Raw genomic sequence first — 22231 nt, 5'->3', positions numbered from 1 at the left:
CGCTTTGGGGAAAGACGCTACCGGGCATGCCTGGTCGACAGTGATTACTACGCGTTCCGGTGCGCCACCTGCGAGATCCACGCATGGATCAGGCCGGCCTGGAAGAACCGCACCGGCACGGCGAAGCCGCCGGCGCGCAGGATCGCTTCCACCCGTTCCGGCGGCAGCACGCCGACGTCGTGCGCGTAGGCGTGGCGCATGCGCTCCAGCGCCTCGGCGGGCACGTCGGCGCCGGCCATCATCGCCATCCATCCTTGGAGCAGCACCGTGTATTCGGGCGAGGCCGTGTCGGCGGACAGGTCCGAGCTGGCCAGGCGCCCGCCCGGCCGCAGACGCGAGGCGATGTCGCGGAAGAAGGCCGCGCGCGCGTCCACGTCCACGATGAACTGCGACACCAGGAAACAGGTGGCGGCATCGAACACCGCCTCGGCCGGCAGGTCCTCGACATAGCCTTCGTGGAAGCGGCAGCGCGCGGCGAAGCCCTCGGCCTGGGCACGCTGCCGGCTCACCTCCAGCATCGCCCCGGAGGGATCGAGCGCGGTGAAGCGCCAGCCGGGAAAGCGTCGCGCCAGGTGCGCCATCTCCACGCCGGTGCCCACGCCCACGCACAGCACATGCGCCTGCTCCGGCAGGCCGGCGAACAGCGGCTCCAGCAGCAGTTGCAGGCACTGCCGGATCGGCGCGGTCTTCTCCCACTGCCGGTCGTAGCCGGCGGCCTGCTGGTCGAACAGCGACTTCAGATCATCGGGGTGCATGGGGATTCATCGGGGGCGGGTGCGTCAACGTATCCACCCAATGCCAGCGCCGGGCGGGACGGCGCTGGCTGACCAAGGGACACCCCTATAGCCCGCCATCAAAGTGCACTCTGACACCGATTTCACTACTCCTTCGCCTACGTGGCTGGTTAAGGCTTGTGAAGGCGACCTCTCCGTCCTAGACTCCGGCGAGCTATCTAGCTGGACTCAACCTGTTCCATGTTGGGTTCCGTGCCGGGTGTACAGCCAGGCCGATCAGTTTGAACGTCATCGTTGCGGCGAATCCCTTTGGGCTTCGCCTACGGCAAACCCCAAAGGGATTCGCCGCTATCAGGGTAGATAGCTATTGCAGGTAATTAAGGAAAACAAGGCCTTCGACCCCCCGCGCTCAAGGATTGTGAGCTTTTTCAGGCGGGGGGATCTTCATTTTCGAACTGACATCCATCTTTGTTTCGTTTGTGGCGCAGCTGACCCTCTAAAAGGCGAGCCGCCTAAATGGCGTCGCCAGTTTCTTGACTGGGTTGCTGTTAACGAAGGAAAGATTATCTGCGTTAAAGCAGAAAACGCCGTCACTGATCTTCTTCGTGAAGTAGACGAGAGAAGAACTTCGAAAGACCTATCGATCATCGAAGAGACCATTGCGGATACCGTCGATAGCCTCCTTCTGTTTCCAGAGAGCCCGGGTTCCTTTGCGGAACTTGGATTGTTCTCAGCGAACGATGCTATCGGTCGAAAAATGCTAGTTGCTGTGGAGCATCAGTACCAAGGTGACTCTTTCATTATTCTCGGTCCAGTTAAGAGAATAAACGCAATTAGCTCATTCACCCCATTGCCTATCGTCATATCCGAGCCTGAGGCTTCGTTTGCCCAGATAAGAACTCGCTTACTGAAAGAAGAGCAGCGAGGCAAGAGCTACGCAAAACGCTATTCACATGGCGACTGGAAGGCGTATTCGCCAAGGGAGCAGCTCGCCATAATAGATAAGATAATCGACCTTACCGGAATACTCACCGAAGACGATCTGTTCGATCTCATAAATAAGATATTCGGCAAGTATGAGAAGTCTGATATCCGCCTTCTGGTTGCCCTTCTCACAACACTCGGCAGAGCCGAGCGAACGGACATGGGGGACATTGTCCGCATACTAAAGAACTCGAAGATGCCCTTCATCGATGGGGGCGGAGAGGAGGCGGCCGAGGTAAAAGCAGCTTGGGCGGACACCTATCGCGGACACGTCCCTGATGCACAACGAGAAGTGGAGGAGAGGAATCTTGAATTACTCTGACCTTCTATCCTCTGCGGCCAAGTTACTCAGGACGTCCAGCATCGAAGCTGAGCGCATCATTATCACGGCCCCTTATCGATACAAGCACTATAAAATCGAAAAGCGTAATGGAGGACAAAGGGATATTCATCACCCTACTCCTGCGCTTAAGGCCATTCAACGCTGGTTGGTCAGCACTCCACTAGCCAATCTTCCTGTGCACGATTGCGTCTACTCGTACAGGAAGGGGCGAAATATCGCCATGCATGCCGCTATGCACGTCGAATCCAATTACATAACAAGATTCGACTTCTCAGACTTCTTCCCTTCCATCACTGCTACCACGATAAGGAGATTTCTCCTTGAAGAGACGATGAAGGGCACTATCGACCTTGACACTGCCGCAATTAATGCGATTGTCAGACTAGTTTGCCGCGCGGAAGACAAGTCAGGGAAATTAGTTTTGAGCATTGGCGCGCCTTCCTCTCCGCACCTGTCGAACGCAGTCCTCCATGATTTTGACCACGTGATGGAATCCAGTGCCCGAATCGCTGGCGGGATGTATACCAGGTACGCCGATGACATCTATGTCTCTGGGCGTACAAAGGAGACTGTTGCTCTCCTAGAAAAGGCTTTTATCCGCGAGACTTCGAAGCTGCTTCCTTACCTCAAGATCAACGAAAGAAAGACTCAACGCCTTTCAAGAAAGCGCCGAATGGCTGTCACGGGTATCAATGTGACGCCTCAACGCAAGCTGTCCGTTGGGCGCGACCTGAAGCGAAGCCTGAAAACCAAAGTCCACCTCGCGTTATTGGGCCAAATTGCCCCAGAGGAACTGTCAGCCCTACGGGGGATGATTGCTCACGTGGCGAGTGTCGAACCGGCCTTTATGGACTCGCTGAGTAAAAAGTTCGGGGTTGAGCGTCTCGAATCATTCTTGACTTCGCGCGAGATAGAAGAAGTGAGCAGATAAAAAGAAGGCGACCAGTAGGCCGCCTTCTTTTGTTCCAGCTTTCCTTCCGATCAAACCCCAATCGGGTTCGCCTTCTCCGGATCGATCTTGTACTGCTTGATCGCCCGGGCCACGTCCTTGCCGGTCATCTTGCCGTCCTTCGCCAGGGCGGCGATGGCGGCGTGCGCGATGTAGTAGCGGTCCACTTCGAAGTGGCGGCGCAGGTTGGCGCGGGTGTCGGAGCGGCCGAAGCCGTCGGTGCCCAGCACGGTGTAGTGGCCGGGCATGAAGGCGCGGATCTGGTCGGCGTAGGCGCGCACGTAGTCGGTGGCGGCGATGGCCGGGCCCTGGCGGCCTTCCAGCAGCTCGGTCACGTAGGCCTTGCGGGGGGTCTTGGCTTCCGGGTTCAGGCGGTTCCAGCGCTCGGCGTCGAAGCCGTCGCGGCGCAGCTCGTTGAAGCTGGGGCAGGACCAGATGTCGGCGGTGACGCCGAAGTCCTTGTCCAGCAGCTCGGCCGCGGCAATGGCCTCGCGCAGGATGGTGCCGCTGCCCAGCAGCTGCACGCGCAGCTCGCCCTTCTTCGGCTTGCCGGCCTCCTTGAGCAGGTACATGCCCTTGATGATCCCCTGCTCCGCGCCGACCGGCATTTCCGGGTGCGCGTAGTTTTCGTTCATCAGGGTCAGGTACCAGTACTCGTCGATCTGGTCCTCGAGCATGTTCTTCATGCCCTGCTGCAGCAGCACCGTCACTTCGAAGCCGAACGTCGGGTCGTAGCTGCGCACGTTGGGGATCGAGCCGGCGATGACCTGGCTGAAGCCGTCCTCGTGCTGCAGGCCTTCGCCGTTCAACGTGGTGCGGCCGGCGGTGCCGCCGAGCAGGAAGCCGCGGGTGCGCATGTCGGCGGCCTGCCAGGCGATGTCGCCCACGCGCTGGAAGCCGAACATCGAGTAGTAGATGTAGAACGGCAGCATCGGCACGTTGGACACCGAATAGCTGGTGCCGGCGGCCATCCACGACGCGATCGCGCCGGGCTCGCTGATGCCCTGCTGCAGCACCTGGCCGGCCTGGTCCTCGCGGTAGTACATCAGCTGGTCCGAATCGACCGGCTTGTACTTCTGGCCGAACGGGGCGTAGATGCCGATCTGGCGGAACAGGCCTTCCATGCCGAAGGTGCGGGCCTCGTCGGCGACGATCGGCACCAGGCGCGGGCCGGAGTCCTTGTCGCGCAGGGCGATGTTGAGGGTCTGCACGAAGGCCATGGTGGTCGAGTAGGTGCGCTCGCCGCTGTCCTTGAGCAGGCGCTCGTATTTGTCCAGGCCCGGCACGGTGAACGACTGGTCGGCCTTGCGGCGACGCTGCGGCAGGTAGCCGCCGAGCGCGGCGCGGCGTTCCTTGAGGTACTGCACTTCCGGCGAGTCCTCGCCGGGGTGGTAGAACGGCACCTGCTCGGCCTGCAGCTGCTGGTCGGTCAGCGGGATGTTGAAGCGGTCGCGGAACGCGCGCACCGCGTCGTCGTCCAGCTTCTTGGTCTGGTGGGTCGGGTTGAGCGACTCGCCCGAGCTGCCCATGCCGTAGCCCTTGACCGTCTTGGCCAGGATCACGGTCGGCATGCCGGTGGTGTTCACCGCCTGGTGGTAGGCCGCGTACACCTTGTGCGGGTCGTGGCCGCCGCGGTTGAGGCGCCAGATGTCGTCATCGGACAGGCCAGCGACCATGGCCGCGGTCTCCGGGTACTTGCCGAAGAAGTTCTCGCGCGTGTACGCGCCGCCGAAGGCCTTGCAGTTCTGGTACTCGCCGTCGACGGTCTCCATCATCAGCTTCTTGAGCACGCCGTTGGTGTCCTTGGACAGCAGCGCGTCCCAGTAGCCGCCCCACAGCAGCTTGATCACGTTCCAGCCGCCGCCGCGGAACACGCCTTCCAGCTCCTGGATGATCTTGCCGTTGCCGCGCACCGGGCCGTCCAGGCGCTGCAGGTTGCAGTTGACCACGAAGATCAGGTTGTCCAGGCCTTCGCGGCCGGCCAGGGCAATGGCGCCCAGGGTTTCCGGCTCGTCGGACTCGCCGTCGCCGATGAAGCACCAGACCTTGCGGTCGGACTTCTCGATCAGGCCGCGGTGCTCCAGGTACTTCATGAACTGCGCCTGGTAGATCGCCGCCAGCGGGCCCAGGCCCATCGACACGGTCGGGGTCTGCCAGTAGTCGGGCATCAGCCACGGGTGCGGATAGGACGAGATGCCCTGGCCGTCCACTTCCATGCGGAAGTTGTCCAGCTGCTGCTCGGTGATCCGGCCTTCCAGGAACGAGCGGGCGTAGATGCCCGGCGCGCTGTGGCCCTGGATGAACAGCAGGTCGCCCGGGTGGTTGTCCGAAGGCGCGCGCCAGAAGTGGTTGAAGCCCACGTCGTACAGGGTCGCCGCCGAGGCGAACGAGGCGATGTGGCCGCCCAGGTCGCCGGGCTTGCGGTTGGCGCGCACGACCGTGGCCATCGCGTTCCAGCGGATGATCGAACGGATCTTCCACTCGAGGTCGGCGTTGCCCGGGCTCTTGGCTTCGAGCTGGGGGGCGATGGTGTTGACGTACTCGGTGGTCGGCGAGAACGGCAGGTAGGCGCCGGAACGGCGGGTCAGCTCGACCATGTCCTCCAGCAGGCCATGCGCACGCTCGGGGCCGTCACGGTCGATGACCGCCTTGAGCGACTCGATCCATTCCCGGGTCTCGACCGGATCCGGATCGTTCTGCAGCACTTCGTTCAGCCAGTTCATATCACTCCGTTCGCCGCGCGCAGGGGTCGCGGCCTACTTGATCTCGTGGACCCCGGAGTTTAGCGCACCGGCCCTGTTTCCCGCCTCGCTACGGGTGCGTATTGCGGCTGTTTCGCCGATGGTTGCGCGTGCAATCGATACTTGTCCGGGACAGTCCCGGGACACCCAGGCGACACCGCGCGACAGGACGCGGCCGCGCGTGAGGGCCGTCCCCACAACGCTTCTGCTTATGATCAGGCGACCTCCCTGCCCGGACGCCCATGTCCGCCTCCTTGAACGGCCGTCCCGATGCCCATGCACCTGCCGGCCCGCCTGCGGGAGAACGGGCGGCGGGAGCGCAGGCGCCGGAGCCGGTCGCGCGGGTCCGCTGGCGCGACAGCCTGCGCACGCGGATGGTGCTGTGGTCCAGCGTGCTCAACGCCGGGCTGCTGCTGGTCACCGCCCTGGCCTTCTATGCCGGCGCCCGCGCCCTGATCGTGCAGAACGCCCGCGCCGAGGCCGACAGCCTGGCCCGGCAGACCGTGCGCAGCCTGGAAGCGACCCTGGAATCGGTCCAGGTCAGCGGCCGCACCCTGGCCGCCAGCGCAACGGGCGTGGGCGCCCAGCCGGCCAACCTGCGCTCGTTGCTGGTCGCCAGCCTGGCCGGCGACCCGGACATCACCGGGGCGATGGTGATCGTCGAGCCGCAGGCGATGCCGGGCGATGCGGACGGGTTCACCTGGTACATCCGCCGCGACGGCGACACGCTGGTCGAACAGTCGGTCGCCGACCTGGGCTACGACTACCGGACCATGCCCTGGTACGTGCGCACCGTGGCCTCGGCGCGGCCGTGGTGGGGCGAGCCCTACGCCAACGCCGCGACCGGCGGCGAATACTTCGCCACCTACAACCTGCCTTTGCGCCGGCCGGGCGACCCGCCGAACGCACCGGCGGTGGGCATGGTCAGCCTGGACGTGCCGATGGAGCGGCTGGCGCATCTGCTCGCCGGGTCCAGCGGCGCCGGCCTGCAGTCGATGCTGTTCTCGCCCGAAGGCCTGGCGGTGGTGCACCCGGATGCGGACACGCAGATGCGGCGCAGCGCGGCCGAACTGGCGGCGATGCCCGGGCGCGAAGACCTGGCACCGCTGGTGCAGGCGATCGCCACGCATACACCGGCCACGCTCGAACACCGCGGCCTGGACGGCGACGCGCGCCGCACCGTGGTGCTGCCGGTGGCCGACAGCGGCTGGAGCTACGCCCTGGGCGTGTCCGAGCGCTACTTCCTGCACCGGCTGGACCGGATCGCGCTGGCGGTGGCGCTGGCCGGGCTGCTCACCCTGCTGCTGGCGCTGTGGCTGGCGCGACGCTACAGCCACGCGCTGGCGGTGCCGATCGAACAGCTCACCGACAGCGCGCACCACTTCAGCCAGGGCGACTTCGACTACCCGCTGCCGCACGTGCAGCGCGACGACGAGGTCGGGGTGATGGCGCGCGCGTTCGACGCGGCGCGCGGTTCGATCAAGGGCCAGCTGCACGAGATCGGGCAGATGGCCAGTGCGCGGCAGAAGCTGGAAAGCGAGCTGTCGATCGCGCGCGACATCCAGCAGTCGATGCTGCCGGCCGGGCGCGCGTTCGACACCGCGCACATGCACGTGGAAGCGCACGCCCTGCTGGAACCGGCCAGCGAGGTGGGTGGCGACTTCTACCAGTTCTCCGAGCTGGAACCGGGCGTGCTGTGGTTCGCGATCGGCGACGTGTCCGACAAGGGGATCCCGGCGGCGCTGTTCATGGCGCGCACGTTGACCGTGCTCGAACAGCAGGCGCGCCGGCACGGCTCGCCGGAGAAGATCCTCGCCGCCGCCTCGGTGCGGCTGGCCGAGAACAACGAGACCTGCATGTTCGCCACCGTGCTGTGCGGGCGGCTGGACGTGGCCAGCGGCCGCTTCCGCCTGGCCAGCGCCGGGCACGAGCCGCCGCTGCTGCTGCACGCCGATGGCCGCAGCGAACTGCTCTCGCTGGAGGGCGGCGGGCCGCTGGGCTTCGAGCCGGGCGATGACTTCCCCTTGTACGAAGGCGTGCTCGCCGCCGGCAGCACCCTGGTCGGCTACACCGACGGGGTGACCGAGGCGTTCGACGCGCAGGACCGGGCCTATGGCACCGGGCGCCTGCTGGCTGCGCTGGTGCAGGGCGACAGCGCCGAAGCCGCCTGCCAGCGCCTGCTCGACGACGTGCGCCGCTTCGCCGGCGATGCGCCGCAGTCGGACGACATCACCATCCTGGCGATCAGCCGCCAGCGCGAGGACTGAGCTGCGACGTCCGGACTGCGACGTCCGGGCTGCGACGGGATCCACGCCGCGGCGGGTGCGGGCCGGGCTTATGATGCGGCGGTCCGCCCCGGGAAGGCGGCAGGGGCACGGGGACCATGAGCCACGACGCTGCCGATATGCCGAACGCCGCGGCGACGCCCGAAACCGTGCGCTGGTACCACAGCCTGCGCACGCGCATCGCGCTGTGGTCGGGACTGACCACGCTGCTGTTCCTGCTCGGCGTGACCCTGGCCACGGCCTGGTACCTGCGCCGCGAAATCCTGGACAGCGCCCAGCGCGACACGCGCGCCTCCACGATCGAAGCGGCCGGCCGGCTGGAAGACGAACTGCGCACGCTGACCCTGGCGACCAACAACCTGGCGCGGCTGGTCTCGCGCGCCGGACTGGCCGACGCGCAGCTGCGCCACGCGCAGGTGGCGGTGCTCGAATCCGTGCCCGGCACCGCCGGTGCGCTGGTGATCGTCGAACCCGCCGGCCCGCGCGCACCGGCGTATGCGCGCTACGCCGGCATCGACGGGCGCCAGCGCGACCTCGTCGGCGACGGCTACGACTACCGCGCGCAGGCCTGGTACCGGCGCACGGTTGGCGGTGACGCCGGCTGGTGGTCCGAGCCCTACCTCAACCAGACCGCCGGCGCGGTCTGGATGGCGACCTACAACGTGCCGCTGCAACCGGCCTCGCGCGGCATGGCCAGCCTGGACATGCAGCTGGACGACATCGTCGCGCCGGTGGAAAGCCTGGCCCACCTGCCGGGCGTGCGGGTGACCCTGGTCGCGCCCGAAGGCACGGTCGCCTTCAGCACCATCCCCGACATCGCCCTGCGCGACACGCTGCAGGAGTACATCACCCGCGCCGGCCGCAACGACCTGCAGTGGGCCGCCGATGCCGCGCGCCAGCGACGGCCGTCGCACCTGTCGCACCAGGACGCCGAGACCGGGCAGCTGCGCTTCACCGCGGTCGAGCCGGTCGGCGACAGCGGCTGGGTGCTGCTGGTCGGGCAGACCTACGACCCGGTCATCGCCCGCTTCGACCGCGCCTTGCTGCTGCTGGTCGGGATCAGCCTGGTGCTGGCGCTGCTGGGGACCTTCCTGGTGCGCAAGGTCGGCAAGCAGATCAGCCGGCCGGTGGAGGAACTGACCCGCTCGGCGGTGCAGGCGATCGCCGGCGAGGAGGACATCCCGCTGGCGCAGCAGCAGCGCCGCGACGAAGTCGGCGTGCTCGCGCGCACGCTGGAACGGGCGCGCGTGTCGATCCGCCGCCAGCTGCGCGAGATCGAACAGATGGGCGCGGCGCGGCAGAAGCTCGAAAGCGAACTGTCGATCGCGCGCGACATCCAGCGGGCGATGCTGCCGCAGGGCCGCACCATCGACAGCGGGCACGAACACCTGCAGGCGCAGGCGTTGCTGGAGCCGGCCAAGGCGGTGGGCGGCGACTTCTACAACTTCATCGAGCGCGGCGACGGCGAGCTGTGGTTCGTGATCGGCGATGTCTCCGACAAGGGCGTGCCGGCGGCGCTGTTCATGGCCCGCGCGGTGACCATGCTGGAAGTGGCGATCCAGACCGCGGCCACGCCCTCGCACGCGCTGGCCGAAGGCTCGCGCCGGCTGGAGCGGGGCAACGAGACCTGCATGTTCGCCACCGTGCTGTGCGGGCGCATCGACGTGCGCAGCGGCGACCTGTGGCTGGCCAGCGCCGGCCATGAACCGCCGTTGCTGCTGCATGGCGATGGCCGCGTGCAACTGATCGCGCTGGAGAACGGTCCGCCGCTGGGCTTCGAGGTCAGCGACGAATTCCCGCTGTGGCGCGGCACGCTGGCGCCGGGCGATTGCCTGCTCGCCTACACCGACGGCGTCACCGAGGCGTTCGACCTGGGCAACCAGGCCTACGGCATGGAGCGCCTGCAGGCGGTGGTGCGCGCCGGCGTCGGCGCGGCCGAAACCTGCGCGCAGGTACTCGCCGACGTGCAGCTTTTCGTCGGCGAAGCGCCGCCGTCGGACGACACCACGATCCTGGCCCTGAGCCGCACCCACGACCTCGACAACCCCGGGGCCGAGGCGCATGCTGTCGGCGCGAAAGGGGAGACGTCGGTGCACATGAGCGTGGCGCATACATCACACGATGTGTTGCGCATGACCAACGCGATCGATGCCCTGCTGGCACGACACGGCGCCAGCATGGCGGCGATGCACGACGCCCGGCTGATCGTGGAGGAAGTGGCCTGCAATGCCGTCGAGCATGCGGTCGCGCCCGACGCGCCGCTGGAGATGCATGCGCGGGTGGACGGCCGGCAGTTGTGGCTGGAGTTCCGCGACCGCGGCCAGCCGTTCGATCCGACCGCACGCAGCGCGCCGGACCTGGACGCGGAGATCGGGGAACGGGAGATCGGCGGACTGGGCGTGTTCCTGGTCCAGGAACTGGCCGACCGGATCGAGTACCAGCGCATCGACGACTGCAACGTGCTTCGCATCACCCTGCGGCTGGATGCCGCCCACGACATGGAGAGCCGCGCATGAGCCTGCTGAGGATCGACACCACCCCGCCCGCCAACGGCGTCCAGCGCGTGGCCATCGGCGGACGCCTGGACACGCACACCTACGGCGCGCTGGACGAGGCGCTGGCACCGGTGCTGGCCAACCCCGCGGTGACCTCGCTGGTGCTGGACCTGGCCGGCCTGGACTACATCAGCAGCGCCGGCATCCGCTCGGTGTTCAAGGCGCGCAAGGCGCTCTCCACCCGCGCCGGCAAGGTGCTGGTGGCCAACCCGCAGCCGCAGATCCAGAAAGTGTTCGACATGGTCAAGGCGGTGCCGCTCAACGAGATCTTCACCTCGGTCGCCGAAGCCGACGCCTACCTCGACGCGATGCAGCGCAAGATCGTCGAAGGCGACGACGAGGATTGATCGCAGCGCATGCCGCGTGGAGCGCGGCGTGCCCCACTGCGACGTGGCCACGCGTACGGCAGCCGGGAAAGCCCGGCCCTACGCGCGGCGTGTCGCGATCGAAGGGTGAGGCGCCGCCCGCTCAACGCGACGGCAGATGGCGCGGCACCCGCGCCTGCAGCAGCTCCACCAGTGCCGGCGCCATGAAGTCGTAATCGTCGGGGATGTCGAGGCATACGATGCGCGTACCACGCAGGTGCGCGCCGAACTTCGCCGACAACCGCGTGCGATGCACCTGCTCCATCACCAGTACCGTATCCGCCCAGGCCAGCAGTTCCGGGGTGAGCGGCGTCTCCGCGTCCGGCGCCAGGCCGGCCGAGGCGGTTTCGATGCCCGGCCAGTCGGCGAACAGCTGCTCGGCGGTCGGGCTGCGCAGCCGGTTGCGGCTGCACAGGAACAGGACGTGGCGGGTCACGTGTCGGCCCTAGATCCGCATCCCGGACCAGGCGGCGAGGAAGGCCACCACCAGCAGCTGCGAACCCAGCACCAGCCCCAGCTCGCTGCGCCGCACCGCGAGCGCGACGACGGCCGCCGACGGAATCGCGACCATGAGCACGCCCACGCACACGGCCAGCAGCTGCGCCGGATCGCGCAGCACGTGCATCTGCAAGGACACGGTGCAGGCCACGACCAGCCCGGCCGCGGCCGCGGTGCCGATCAGCCAGCGCTGCAGGAATGGCCTGGGCGCAACACTGCGCGCGGGCATCGACGGGGTTTCCTCATTCATGGCGCAATGATCGCACTGCGCGTGGCCTGGCGCGGATCAACGGCGGAACTCGGCGGCGATGGCCGGCGTGAGCAGCTTCCACGCGATCCAGCCGTGCACGCTGCCCATGACCAGCGCGAACAGCACGCCCATCACGCCGATGACGGGCAATACCGCGCTGATGTCCGGACCGCCCAGCTCGCCCGCGGCGGCGAACTGCGCGCGCATCCCGGCCAGCACGCTGGCCTGGATGCACAGCCCGGCCAGCAGCCACGCGATCGCCAGCAGCATCAGTCCGACGAATCCCAGGCGCGCCCAGTTCTGGCGGCGCAGCAGGCCGATCGAACAGGCCAGCGTGGCGATCGACCCCAGCAGCGCGCCGATGAAGAACAGCTGCGCATGCCCGACCAGGAACGCGACGACCGGCGGCACGCCTTCCGGCGGGGCCTGGTGCAGCATCTGGCCCAGCTCGCCGTCCAGCAGCGCGTGGATCATCAGGTTCTGCGCGATCGAAATGACCGTGCCCGAGCCGGACATGGCGATGAAGACCCAGGCCAGCACGGTGACGAACGTCGAGCGTTGCGGCAGTGCGGACATGCATGGACCCCTGCGTGGTCGTGCACGTCCGCATGCGGGACGCCGCGGGCGGATGCACCGCGCGATGGTGGTCCGGCGGGCGAATGCCCGTCAACCGGAGCGGCAGCGCGCGTCCAGAGCGAGGCCCGGCCCCGCATCGGTAGCGACGCAGAAAGCGCGGCATCCGGCTCTTGTAGGAGCGGGCATGACCGCGACACCGAGGTGGCTGGAATCACGGAGGGCGTCGCCCGTGCCGACGGCGTCGGTGTCGCGGTCATGCCCGCTCCTACAGAAAGCGGTCCGCTGTGCGGATCAGAACGCGACCTGCACCCGTGCCTCGAAGATTTCCGGGTCCAGGGTCACGCCGGCGCGTTCGGTGCGCAGCCACACGTAGTTGGCCTGCAGCTTGAGGTGCTTGCCCCAGTACCAGTTGGTGCCCAGGGTCCAGTCGCGCTGGCGGCCGCCGCGGATCACGCCGTCGTCCAGGTCCAGGTCGGCGTAGCGCAACTGCACGTCCACCGCGCCGGCATCGCGCGACGGCTTGAGGTTGCCGAACGCGGCATTGGTGTACGGGCGGGTCTCGCCGGTCAGCGACCACGAAGCCAGCGCATACCAGCCGCGACCGTCGAAGTCCGGGCGCCCGGAGGGGGCGTCGTTGTGGCCGACCAGGTACTCGGCCTGCAGCAGGAGCGGGCCGTCGCGCCAGGCCGCTTCCAGGCCGACGCGATCGATCGCGTCGCTGGCCATGCGGCCGGTGTCGACCAGGCGCACGTCGGTGAGCGCGGCGTTGGGCCGCGCGCGGAACCGGGCGATGCCGTCATCGCGGCGCTCGCGCGAGGCGCTGGCGCCCAGGTGCAGCACGCGGGTGTCGTCGGCGATGGGCGTGTGCACGACGCGGCCGGCGAAAGTGGTGCCTTCGTTCTCGTCCTCCAGGTCCGGGCCGCTGTAGCCGGCCAGGGCGAAGCGCCAGTTCTTGAGCTTGTTCCAGGTCCACTCCAGGCCGACACGGCGGCCCTGGTAGAACGCGTTCTCCGCGGCCGAGCGCTCCAGGTAGATCGTCGAAGACGTGCCGTAGCCGTAGTCCTCCCAGCCGACCAGGGTCTTCTGCTGGCCGCCGCGGAAGTCGCCGGCCGCCGTTTCCAGCTTGAGGTAGGCGTCGCCCCAGGTTTCGGCTTCGAAGTCGTAACCGGCGGTCAGCTCGAAGCTGCCCTTCTTGCGGGCGAACAGGTACAGCTCCTGCCGGCGCCAGTCGTCGGCGTCCTCGAACCGGCCTGCATCGTCGCCGAAACGGTTCACGTCGTACTGCAGCGTGCCCTTGGCACCGTACTCCACGCCCCCGGCGGTGAAGGAGGTCGGGACGCCGGCGGCCAAGGCGACGGGCGTAACGAGCAGCAGGGCGACGGCAATGGCCAAGCGACGGGGATGGGCGGCGAAACAGAAGGTCATGGGTCGGTCTGCGGAATCGAAGGGGGAACGGCGGCCACGCCATTGTGACGACCCGCGCATGGGCACGGCGGCACGGACGGAACGGCGGTGCCGCGATGCGGCGATGCGGCGACACCATCGTTAGCGGCGCGGCGGCCCGGGACTGAACCGGCGGGGGTTACGGCCGTACCCGCGGCAGGTCGCAATGGGGGCCTCAGCCCGCGGACGCCTGCAGGCCACGCAGCGCGTAGAGCGGCTCCAGCAGCCATTCGTAGAGGCGGCGACGCTCCCCGAGGATGTCGGCCTCCAGCAGCATGCCGGGGCGCAGCGGTTCGGCGTGGCCGTAGGCGAGCAGGTCCTGGCGATCAAGCTGGACCAGGACGCGATAGTAGGGCTCGGTCGAACCCGTGGCCGCTGCGCCCGCGATCGCATTGCGCGATACGCGCAGCACGCGGCCGCCCTGGTGGCCGAACTTCTGGAACGGATAAGCCTGGTAGCGCAGCTGCACCCGGTCACCGGGACGGATGAAGCCGATCGCGCGACTGGGAACCTGCAGTTGCGCCTGGAGACGCGCCCCGCGCGGCAGCACGCTCAGCAGCGGTTGTCCGACCTGCACGACCTGGCCGGGCTCGACGAAGCGATTGGCCACGACGCCGCCCAGGGGTGCCTTCACCAGCAAACCCGCTTCCGCATCCTGGCGTGAACGCTCCTGCGCCAACAAGGCATGTTCGCGCCGGGCCGTGGCGTCGATGGCTTGCCGTTGCGCGGGCAGCTCGGCCAACGACTGCTCCAGGCGGGCGATCTCGCGCACCAGCACGGTCGCCTGGCGCTCGAGTGCCTGCCTGGCATTGAGCATCTCCAGTACCGACTGTTCCTGCTGACGCACCTGGACAAGGCTCACGTAGCCGGACTCGGCGACCGCCCGATAGCGCTCGGCGGTTTCGCGTCCCAGTTCGACCTGTTCGCCGCGGGTGGCGATCGAGACCCGGACCTGGCCAAGTTCGAGACGCAAGGTGGCCAGCTGGCGACGCTGGCCGTGCTCCTGGATCGAGAGTTGCGTGATCTGGGCCTGGGCCAGTTGCGTGCTCGATAAGTCGCGGTCGTCCAGCCCCCGACCGATGACCGTGTGCGCATCCGCACCGGTCGCGGCCACGCGCGGCAGCTCGATCCGCACCAGTGCCTGGCCACCCGCGACGTCGGCGCCCTCCTCGACCGTCAGCCGCGCCACCACCCCCGTTACCGGCGCGACCACCGTGGACACGCCCAGGTCCGGCACCAGCTGTCCGCCCACGCGCGAGCGGCGCGTGTAGTCGCCAAGCAGCAGGAAGGACAGTACGGCGGCCGCGGCCAGCCCCGCGAATAGCGCACCCACCCACAGGGGAAGCGGCTGCGCGAGCGAGATCGTGCCCAGCCAGGCCTGCCGCCGCGCTTGCATCACCTCGGGGCGGAAGAGCGGCTCGTTCACGCGGGCAGGCCAGCGGCCGGCTGCTCGTCCCGGTCACGCGCCCCCGAGGTTGATGCACCGCAGGCACCATCGGCGGCAGCGCGTGACCGTTCGCGTATCCGGCCATCGCGCAGCTCCAGCACACGGTCGGCGCTGGCGATGGTTTCGGGTCGATGCGCAATGATGATGCGGGTGAGGTGCAAGCCCCGCACCGCCTCGTTGACCGCGTGCTCGCGACCCACATCGAGGTGGCTGGTCGCCTCGTCCAGAACGAGCAGTTGCGGTTGCCGGTACAGGGCCCGCGCCAGGATCACGCGCTGCTTCTGTCCGCCCGACAGGGTCGTTCCCATGTCACCGATCAGGCTGTGGTATCCCATCGGCATGGCCATGATCTCGTCGTGCACGGAAGCCAGGCGGGCCGCTTCCTCGACGCGGGGTAGATCGGGATCCTCCTCGCCGAGTGCGATGTTGTCGGCGATGTTGCCCGCGAACAGGTGGTCGTCCTGCATCACCGCCGCGACCATCTGACGGTAACCGGAGGCGCCAAGCTGTCGCAGTTCGCGTCCGCCGATCCGGATTTCACCCTCGGCGGCCGGCAGCAGTCCCAGCAGCAGCTTGGCCAGCGTGGTCTTCCCGCATCCCGAGGCACCGGCGATGGCGACAGATTCGCCCGGCGTTACCTGGAAGCTGCAATCGCGCAGGACCCAGGGCTCTCCCTCGGCGTAGCGAAAGCCCAGTCCATGCACCTCGATGCCCGCGTGCACAGGGGCGGGCTGCTCCGGTTGGTGCAACCCCTCTTCCGGCTCGGTCAGGACGATGTCGGCCAGGCGCTCGCCATGGAGACGCAGCATCCGGAACTCGATTCCCCGGTCGATCAGCGCCGCCACGCGCTGGGAGAACTGGTCCTTGTACGCCAGGTAGGCGATCAGCATGCCGACGGAGAACACGCTGTCCAGCGCCAGGAGCGCGCCGATCCAGATCACCACGATCCGTTCGACCCCGAACACCAGCTGGCTGGCCGAACTGAAGCCGAGCGCCATCCGCGCAAGCCGCACCTCGCCGTTGATCGTCTCGCCCATCAGGTTGAGATAGGCCGACTGGCGGAAGGCTTCGCAGCGCGCGACCTTGACCGACTGCATGCCACGAATCGATTCGAACAGGTGGCTCTGCTGACGCGCCGCCGCCACGAGTTGCCGCTCGGTTCCTTCGCGCAGCGGACGGTAGGCGAGCAGCCGGATGCACAGGTACAGTGCCACGGCAACGAGGGTGACGATCGCCAGGCGGGGACTGTAGAGCAGCATCATCGACAAGGTGGCCAGGGCCATCATCCCGTCGATCACCGCCTCCACGAATCCGGTCGTGATCGTGCGCTGGATCGTCTGCACGCTGCCGAAGCGCGACACCACGTCACCCAGGTGGCGTTTCTCGAAATAGCCCATTGGAAGGCGCAGCAGGTGCCCGAACACTCCGGCCATCCACTGCATGCCCATCTGCGCGGATATCCGGACCACTGCCCAGCCACGCATGGCGCCGATGCAAACCTGCAGCAACATCGACAGGAGGAAGCCGATGCCGAGCACGACCAGCAACTGGCGATCCGCCGAAACCAGGACCTGGTCGACCACCCACTGCATGAAGAACGGCGCAAGCAGGACGAATACCTGCAAGGCCAGGGAGAGCAGCAGGACCATGCCCATGCTGGGCCACACACCGGAGATTGAGCCGACTAAGCGCCGTACGGGTACTGAAAGCGATTGCCTCTCCGGTCGGAACCCCGCATCAGGCGCGACCTCCAAGGCTACCCCGGTGAAGCGTCGGGATATCTCTGAGGAATTTACAGCCCTCCGGCCATTCGCGGGATCAATTATTACCGCTCCGCATCGCGACATCGCTATTAGAACCACAAAATGATTGAGGTCCCAATGCAGGATGCAAGGCAAACGCAGGCGCGGCAGCTCATCGACATCTAGGCGTAACGCGTGCGCAGCTAGGCCGAGCTGGCGAGCGATGCCGATGATTCGGGAGAGGTTTGCGCCCTTGAGTGATAGCGGAAATCGTCGACGCAATTCACGCAACGGGAGAGTTTTCCCGTAGTGAGACGCCAAGATTGCGAGGCAAGCCAAGCCACACTCAGCTGGCTCTGCTTGCTGGATGACAGTCCGTGTCATAAAGATCCTGCCGGCCAAGCAGAAATGACGCCGATTGCGTCAAGTTTTCGAGCACTCCTTTACGAGTGTCGCGCCTCTTTCTGCTGCGAAAAAACCAATTTCGATTAAATCAGATCGAAAGTGCCACGTGAAATAGGCCATGCCAAGAAGGATAGCCCACAGCAAAAACGAGTTTTTGAACTTGGACATTGAAAGCCTCGCTCAGTATAAAAGCCGCCCCCGATAAGAAGGCGGCGTTTAGCCTAGTGATGCAGTTTGTAGTGAATTATTGCACCCGCAATAGCTCCGCCCAGTCCAAACACCAAGCCAACTTGGCCCTCGGTTGAGCTGATGCCATGCCAGGCCTCCCCCAGCGCATTCCCGATAACCTGATTTGCTTGCGAGTCAGTCACGCCTGCGCCGACCGTCCGGGCTACCTCTTCTTCTGAAATAACTCTCATGGCGTCATCCTCAATGCTCGGAGTTTAGTTGTTCATGACGTTCGCTTGCGGCTTGTCCGATCTCTACTAGATCCGCGCGATTCGCGAACGCCCATGCAAGCACACCCCCAACCACGATAACGACGCGCAGACCGCCAGACGCGGAGTCGCACTCGGTTGATGTCAACTCTCTCATCGCTACTTCCTCCATGAAGTGCTGCGCCATGCTTTAGCGCAAATCAATCCTCGGCCCGTAACCGGGGTAAAACAATCGGATTTCTCCACGTTGTTCTGTAGGAATATTCCTACTCACCAGGGTGGATGACTTTGCGATTCCCGAAGACTCGCATCACCCCTTCCGCTCCCCCTCCATCTGCGCCCGGATCTGCGCATCGACCGCGGCGATGGCGGTCATGTTCAGCAGCCGGCGCGGGGTAGCGCTGGTGGTGAGGATGTGGACCGGCTTGCTGATGCCCATCAGGATCGGGCCGATGGCCACGCCCTCGGTGACCACGCGGACCATGTTGTAGGCGATGTTGGCCGCGTCCAGGTTGGGCAGCACGAACAGGTTGGCGCGGCCCTTGAGGGTGCTGTTGGGCATGATCTTCTGCCGCAGCAGTTCGTCCCACGCCGTGTCGCCCTGCATTTCGCCATCGACGTTGAGCTTGGGCACGCGCTTGAGCAGCAGTTCGCGGACCTTGCGCATCTTCAGCGCGCCGGGGGTCTCGTGGCTGCCGAAGTTGGAATGCGACAGCAGGGCCACGCGTGGCTCGATGCCGAACAGCTTCAGGCGGTAGGCGGCCTGCAGGGTCGCCTCGGCGATCTGCTCGGCGGTCGGGTCGTCCTGCACGTGGGTGTCCAGGAAGAACCACACGCCCTGGTTGTTGATCACCCCGGTCATGGCCGCGGTGGACTGCACGCCCGGATCCAGGCCGATCACGCTGCGCACGTAGCCCAACTTCTTGTGGAAGCGGCCGACCACGCCGGTGAGCAGGGCGTCGGCTTCGCCGCGGGCGACCATGACCGAGCCGATCAGGGTCGGGCGCGAGCGCATCAGGTTCTTGGCCGCCTGCACGGTGACGCCGCGGCGCTCGGTGATGGCGTGGTAGTGCTGCCAGTAATCGTTGAAGCGCGGGTCGTCGTCCTGGTTGGTGATCTCGAAGTCCACGCCGGCCTTCATGCGCAGGCCCAAGCGCTCGATCCGCGCCTCGATCACGTCCGGGCGGCCGATCAGGATCGGGAAGGCCACGCCTTCGTCGATCACCGTCTGCACCGCGCGCAGCACCACTTCCTCTTCGCCCTCGGCGTAGGCCACGCGCTTCTTGTCGGCGCGGGCCTTGTCGTACACCGGCTTCATCATCAGGCTGGTGCGGTAGACGAACTGGCCCAGCTTCTCGCGGTAGGCGGCCATGTCCTCGATCGGGCGCTCGGCAATGCCCGAGTCCATCGCCGCCTGGGCCACGGCCGAGGACAGCTCGACCAGCAGGCGCGGGTCGAACGGGCGCGGGATCAGGTATTCGGCGCCGAAACAGGGGATGTCGTCCCCATAGGCGCTGCCCAGGTCCGAGGCTTCGCGCCGGGCCAGCGCGGCAATGGCCTGCACGCAGGCGACCTTCATCGCCTCGTTGATCCCGGTGGCGCCCACGTCCAGCGCGCCGCGGAACAGGTACGGGAAGCACAGCGCGTTGTTGACCTGGTTCGGGTAGTCCGAACGGCCGGTGGCGACGATCGCATCCGGGCGCACGCGCTTGGCGTCCTCGGGCAGGATCTCCGGGTATGGATTGGCCAGGGCCAGGATGATCGGGCGATCGGCCATGGTCGCGACCATTTCGGCCTTGAGCACGCCGCCGGCCGACAGGCCCAGGAAGATGTCGGCGCCGTTGACGATTTCCTCCAACGTGCGCGCATCGGTGTCGCGGGCGTAGCGCTGCTTGTCCGGGTCCAGGTCGGTGCGGCCGGAGTGGATCACGCCGCCGCGGTCGAACGCGGTGATGTTCTCCTTCTTCAGGCCCAGCGACACCAGCATGTCCACGCAGGAGACGCCGGCCGCGCCCATGCCGGTGGTGGCCAGCTTGACCTCGGCGATGTTCTTGCCGACCACGTGCAGCGCGTTGACCACCGCCGCACCGACGATGATCGCGGTGCCGTGCTGGTCGTCATGGAACACCGGGATGTTCATCCGCTCGCGCAGCTTGCGCTCCACGACGAAGCATTCCGGCGCCTTGATGTCTTCCAGGTTGATGCCGCCGAAGGTCGGCTCCAGGCTGGCGATGATGTCGACCAGCTTGTCCGGGTCGTTCTCGTTGATCTCGATGTCGAACACGTCGATGCCGGCGAACTTCTTGAACAGCACGCCCTTGCCTTCCATGACCGGCTTGCTGGCCAGCGGGCCGATGTTGCCCAGGCCCAGCACCGCGGTGCCGTTGGTGACCACGGCGACCAGGTTGCCCCGGGCCGTCAGCTCGCTGACCTGCTTGGGGTCTTCGACGATCGCCTCGCAGGCGTAGGCCACGCCGGGGGAGTAGGCCAGCGCCAGGTCGCGCTGGGTCAGCATCGCCTTGGTCGGGGCGACCTTGATCTTGCCCGGGCGCGGATGGCGGTGGTAGTCGAGGGCGGCCTGCTTGAAGTCTTCTTGTTCGGACATCGTATCGGTGCTCGGGCTCGGGTGGCGCTGGGCGCACGGGAATGGGCCGATTCTAACCGTGGCGCGGCACGGCGGTCCCGATCCGCAGGTGCCCCCGCCCCTGCAGGCGCGATGCAGCCGCATAGCCGGCAGCTATGGACGACCCGCATCTTTTCGGTATCCGGACGCAGCCGGCCTGTCGATGATGGGTTCGCACGATGCGGCATGAAGCCCGCGATGTGTTTCCACCCCCGTGAATCCAAGGTTGCCAATGGGTCCCTGCTCGCGTCCCTCCCTCGTCCTGGCCCTGTTCGCCGGAATCGCCGTCCTTGCGCCGGCCGGTGCGCGTGAAACCGCCGATCTGGCGATCGTCGGCGGCCGCGTCCACGACGGCGGCACCGATCCGTCCCGCATCGGCGACGTGGTGGTCCGCGACGGCCGGATCGTCGCCGTCGGCGCCGGCGCCGCGCGTGGCTACGAAGCGGCCCGGGTGATCGACGCGCACGGAAAGGTGGTGGCCCCCGGTTTCATCGACCCGCATACCCATCCCAACACCTACATCCGCTCGGAAGTGGCGGCCGAGCGCCGCGCCTTGCCTTGGCTGTTCCAGGGCGTGACCACGATCGGCATTGGCGTGGATGGCGGAGGCAACCCGCGCGTGGCCGACCAACGCGCCTGGTTCGAACAGCGCGGCGTGGGCGTGAACCTGGTGGCCTTCGTCGGCTTCGGCCCGGTCCGGCGCGAAGTGCTGGGCGAATCCGCCCGCGCGCCGGATGCCGCCGAACTGGCACGGATGGAGGCGCTTGTGGCCCAGGGCATGTGCGAGGGCGCGTTCGGCTTCTCCACGGGCCTGTTCTACGCGCCGCAGAGTTTCGCCAGCAGCGCCGAGGTGATCGCGCTGGCCCGCCAGGCGGCGCGGCGCGGCGGCCTGTACGACACCCACCAGCGCGACGAATCGTCCTACGGCATGGGGCTGCTGGCTTCCACCGCCGAGGCCCTCGACATCGGCCGCCAGGCCGGCATACCCGTGCACTTCGCCCACCTGAAGGCATTGGGTGCCGACGTGCACGGCCAGGCACCGGCACTGGTCGCGATGATCGATGCCGCGCGCGCCGAAGGCATGGCCGTCACCGCCGACCAGTATCCATGGTTGGCTTCGGGCACCAGCCTGTCTGCCGCGGTGCTGCCGCGCTGGGCCCAGGATGGCGGTCGCCCGGCGCTGCTTCGGCGGCTGGCCGATCCCGGGCAATCCGCGCGCATCGCCGCCGAACTGCAGGCCAACCTCGACCGGCGCGGCGGCGCGGGAGCGATCCTGCTGACCTCCCCGGGCGCCCGCTGGCGCGGCCGCACGCTGGCGCAGATGGCCGAGTACTGGCGGGTCGATGCGGTGGAGGCGGCACTGCGCGTGATCCGCGGTGACGGGCTGCCCGACAGCCGTGCCGCCGAGTCCATCGCCTCCTTCAACATGAACGAGGACGACGTGCGACTGCTGATGCGGCAACCGTGGATGGTGACCAGCTCCGACGGCACCGACGGTCACCCGCGCCAGTACGCCAGTTTCCCGGAGAAGTACGCGCGCTACGTGCGCGCCCAGGGCGTGATCGACCTGGATACCTTCATCCACCGCTCCACCGGCCTGACCGCGCGGATCCTTGGCCTGGCCGACCGTGGGCGCCTGCAGCCCGGCGCCCATGCCGACGTGGTGGTGTTCGACCCGGAGGCGTATTCGCCCGGCGCCGACTATCTCGCCCCGCAGGAGCTGGCCCACGGTGTGGACGTGCTGCTGGTGAATGGCCGCCTGGCGATCGACGAGGGCCAGGCCACCGATGCACTGGCCGGCCGCTTCCTGCGCCACGAGCCGACTCCGGGCGCGTGCCCATAAACGATACTTCC

General features: G+C 67.1%; 15 protein-coding genes. 6 read left to right on the top strand and 9 right to left on the bottom strand.

Annotated elements, in window-relative coordinates:
* Nucleotides 1-47: 47 nt before the first annotated feature.
* Complete coding sequence (locus MNQ95_RS08320; protein ID WP_241952565.1) at nt 48-755, bottom strand: class I SAM-dependent methyltransferase; 708 nt, start codon at nt 753-755, stop codon at nt 48-50.
* Between the two features lie 346 nt (nt 756-1101).
* Here MNQ95_RS08320 and MNQ95_RS08315 point away from each other — a divergent pair, with 346 nt between their 5' ends.
* Together MNQ95_RS08315 and MNQ95_RS08310 are read left to right on the top strand one after the other, a co-directional pair.
* Complete coding sequence (locus MNQ95_RS08315; RefSeq protein ID WP_241952564.1) at nt 1102-2040, top strand: retron St85 family effector protein; 939 nt, start codon at nt 1102-1104, stop codon at nt 2038-2040.
* The gene (locus MNQ95_RS08310; RefSeq protein WP_241952563.1) at nt 2027-2992 is read left to right on the top strand and encodes a retron St85 family RNA-directed DNA polymerase; all 966 of its coding nucleotides are present in this window, start codon (nt 2027-2029) and stop codon (nt 2990-2992) included. The genes MNQ95_RS08315 and MNQ95_RS08310 overlap by 14 nt, the downstream gene beginning before the upstream one ends.
* A gap of 50 nt (nt 2993-3042) precedes the next feature.
* Here MNQ95_RS08310 and aceE read toward each other — a convergent pair whose 3' ends face one another.
* Nucleotides 3043-5733, bottom strand: a complete 2691-nt coding sequence (aceE, locus tag MNQ95_RS08305; protein WP_241952562.1) for a pyruvate dehydrogenase (acetyl-transferring), homodimeric type — start codon at nt 5731-5733, stop codon at nt 3043-3045.
* Between the two features lie 260 nt (nt 5734-5993).
* Between aceE and MNQ95_RS08300 the strand changes: the two genes are divergently transcribed.
* The 3 genes from MNQ95_RS08300 to MNQ95_RS08290 all read left to right on the top strand — a co-directional run bounded on the left by MNQ95_RS08300 (nt 5994) and on the right by MNQ95_RS08290 (nt 10938).
* Complete coding sequence (locus tag MNQ95_RS08300; RefSeq protein ID WP_241952561.1) at nt 5994-8018, top strand: SpoIIE family protein phosphatase; 2025 nt, start codon at nt 5994-5996, stop codon at nt 8016-8018.
* A gap of 116 nt (nt 8019-8134) precedes the next feature.
* On the top strand, nt 8135-10552 hold the full coding sequence (locus tag MNQ95_RS08295; RefSeq protein WP_241952560.1) for a SpoIIE family protein phosphatase: 2418 nt from the start codon (nt 8135-8137) through the stop codon (nt 10550-10552).
* Nucleotides 10549-10938, top strand: coding sequence for an STAS domain-containing protein (locus tag MNQ95_RS08290; RefSeq protein WP_162409957.1), 390 nt, complete (start codon nt 10549-10551; stop codon nt 10936-10938). Before MNQ95_RS08295 ends, MNQ95_RS08290 begins: the two co-directional genes overlap by 4 nt.
* 121 nt (nt 10939-11059) lie before the next feature.
* Here the strand turns inward: MNQ95_RS08290 and MNQ95_RS08285 are convergent, their stop codons facing one another.
* The 7 genes from MNQ95_RS08285 to MNQ95_RS08255 form a co-directional block, all read right to left on the bottom strand.
* Entirely contained in the window at nt 11060-11392 is a 333-nt protein-coding gene (locus MNQ95_RS08285) for a low molecular weight protein tyrosine phosphatase family protein (protein ID WP_241952559.1), read from the bottom strand.
* Between the two features lie 9 nt (nt 11393-11401).
* The gene (locus MNQ95_RS08280) at nt 11402-11704 is read right to left on the bottom strand and encodes a hypothetical protein (protein WP_241952558.1); all 303 of its coding nucleotides are present in this window, start codon (nt 11702-11704) and stop codon (nt 11402-11404) included.
* Between the two features lie 36 nt (nt 11705-11740).
* The gene (locus tag MNQ95_RS08275) at nt 11741-12280 is read right to left on the bottom strand and encodes a hypothetical protein (RefSeq protein WP_241952557.1); all 540 of its coding nucleotides are present in this window, start codon (nt 12278-12280) and stop codon (nt 11741-11743) included.
* A gap of 291 nt (nt 12281-12571) precedes the next feature.
* The gene (locus MNQ95_RS08270) at nt 12572-13705 is read right to left on the bottom strand and encodes an OprO/OprP family phosphate-selective porin (RefSeq protein WP_241952556.1); all 1134 of its coding nucleotides are present in this window, start codon (nt 13703-13705) and stop codon (nt 12572-12574) included.
* Nucleotides 13706-13898: 193 nt separating this feature from the next.
* Complete coding sequence (locus MNQ95_RS08265) at nt 13899-15149, bottom strand: HlyD family secretion protein (RefSeq protein ID WP_338015095.1); 1251 nt, start codon at nt 15147-15149, stop codon at nt 13899-13901.
* Nucleotides 15146-17296 carry a peptidase domain-containing ABC transporter gene (locus MNQ95_RS08260; RefSeq protein ID WP_241952555.1) on the bottom strand — a complete coding sequence of 717 codons (2151 nt, stop codon included), beginning with the start codon at nt 17294-17296 and terminating at the stop codon, nt 15146-15148. The genes MNQ95_RS08265 and MNQ95_RS08260 overlap by 4 nt, the downstream gene beginning before the upstream one ends.
* Nucleotides 17297-18064: 768 nt before the next feature.
* Nucleotides 18065-20359 carry an NADP-dependent malic enzyme gene (locus MNQ95_RS08255; protein WP_162409963.1) on the bottom strand — a complete coding sequence of 765 codons (2295 nt, stop codon included), beginning with the start codon at nt 20357-20359 and terminating at the stop codon, nt 18065-18067.
* A gap of 250 nt (nt 20360-20609) precedes the next feature.
* Between MNQ95_RS08255 and MNQ95_RS08250 the strand changes: the two genes are divergently transcribed.
* Complete coding sequence (locus tag MNQ95_RS08250; protein WP_241954394.1) at nt 20610-22220, top strand: N-acyl-D-amino-acid deacylase family protein; 1611 nt, start codon at nt 20610-20612, stop codon at nt 22218-22220.
* Nucleotides 22221-22231 lie beyond the last annotated feature (11 nt).

Origin of the sequence: Pseudoxanthomonas daejeonensis, from assembly GCF_022637495.1 — a bacterium.
Taxonomy (GTDB): Bacteria; Pseudomonadota; Gammaproteobacteria; order Xanthomonadales; family Xanthomonadaceae; genus Pseudoxanthomonas; species Pseudoxanthomonas daejeonensis.
The sequence above is the reverse complement of the archived record's forward strand: the minus strand, read 5'-3'. Positions and strand labels throughout refer to the sequence as shown.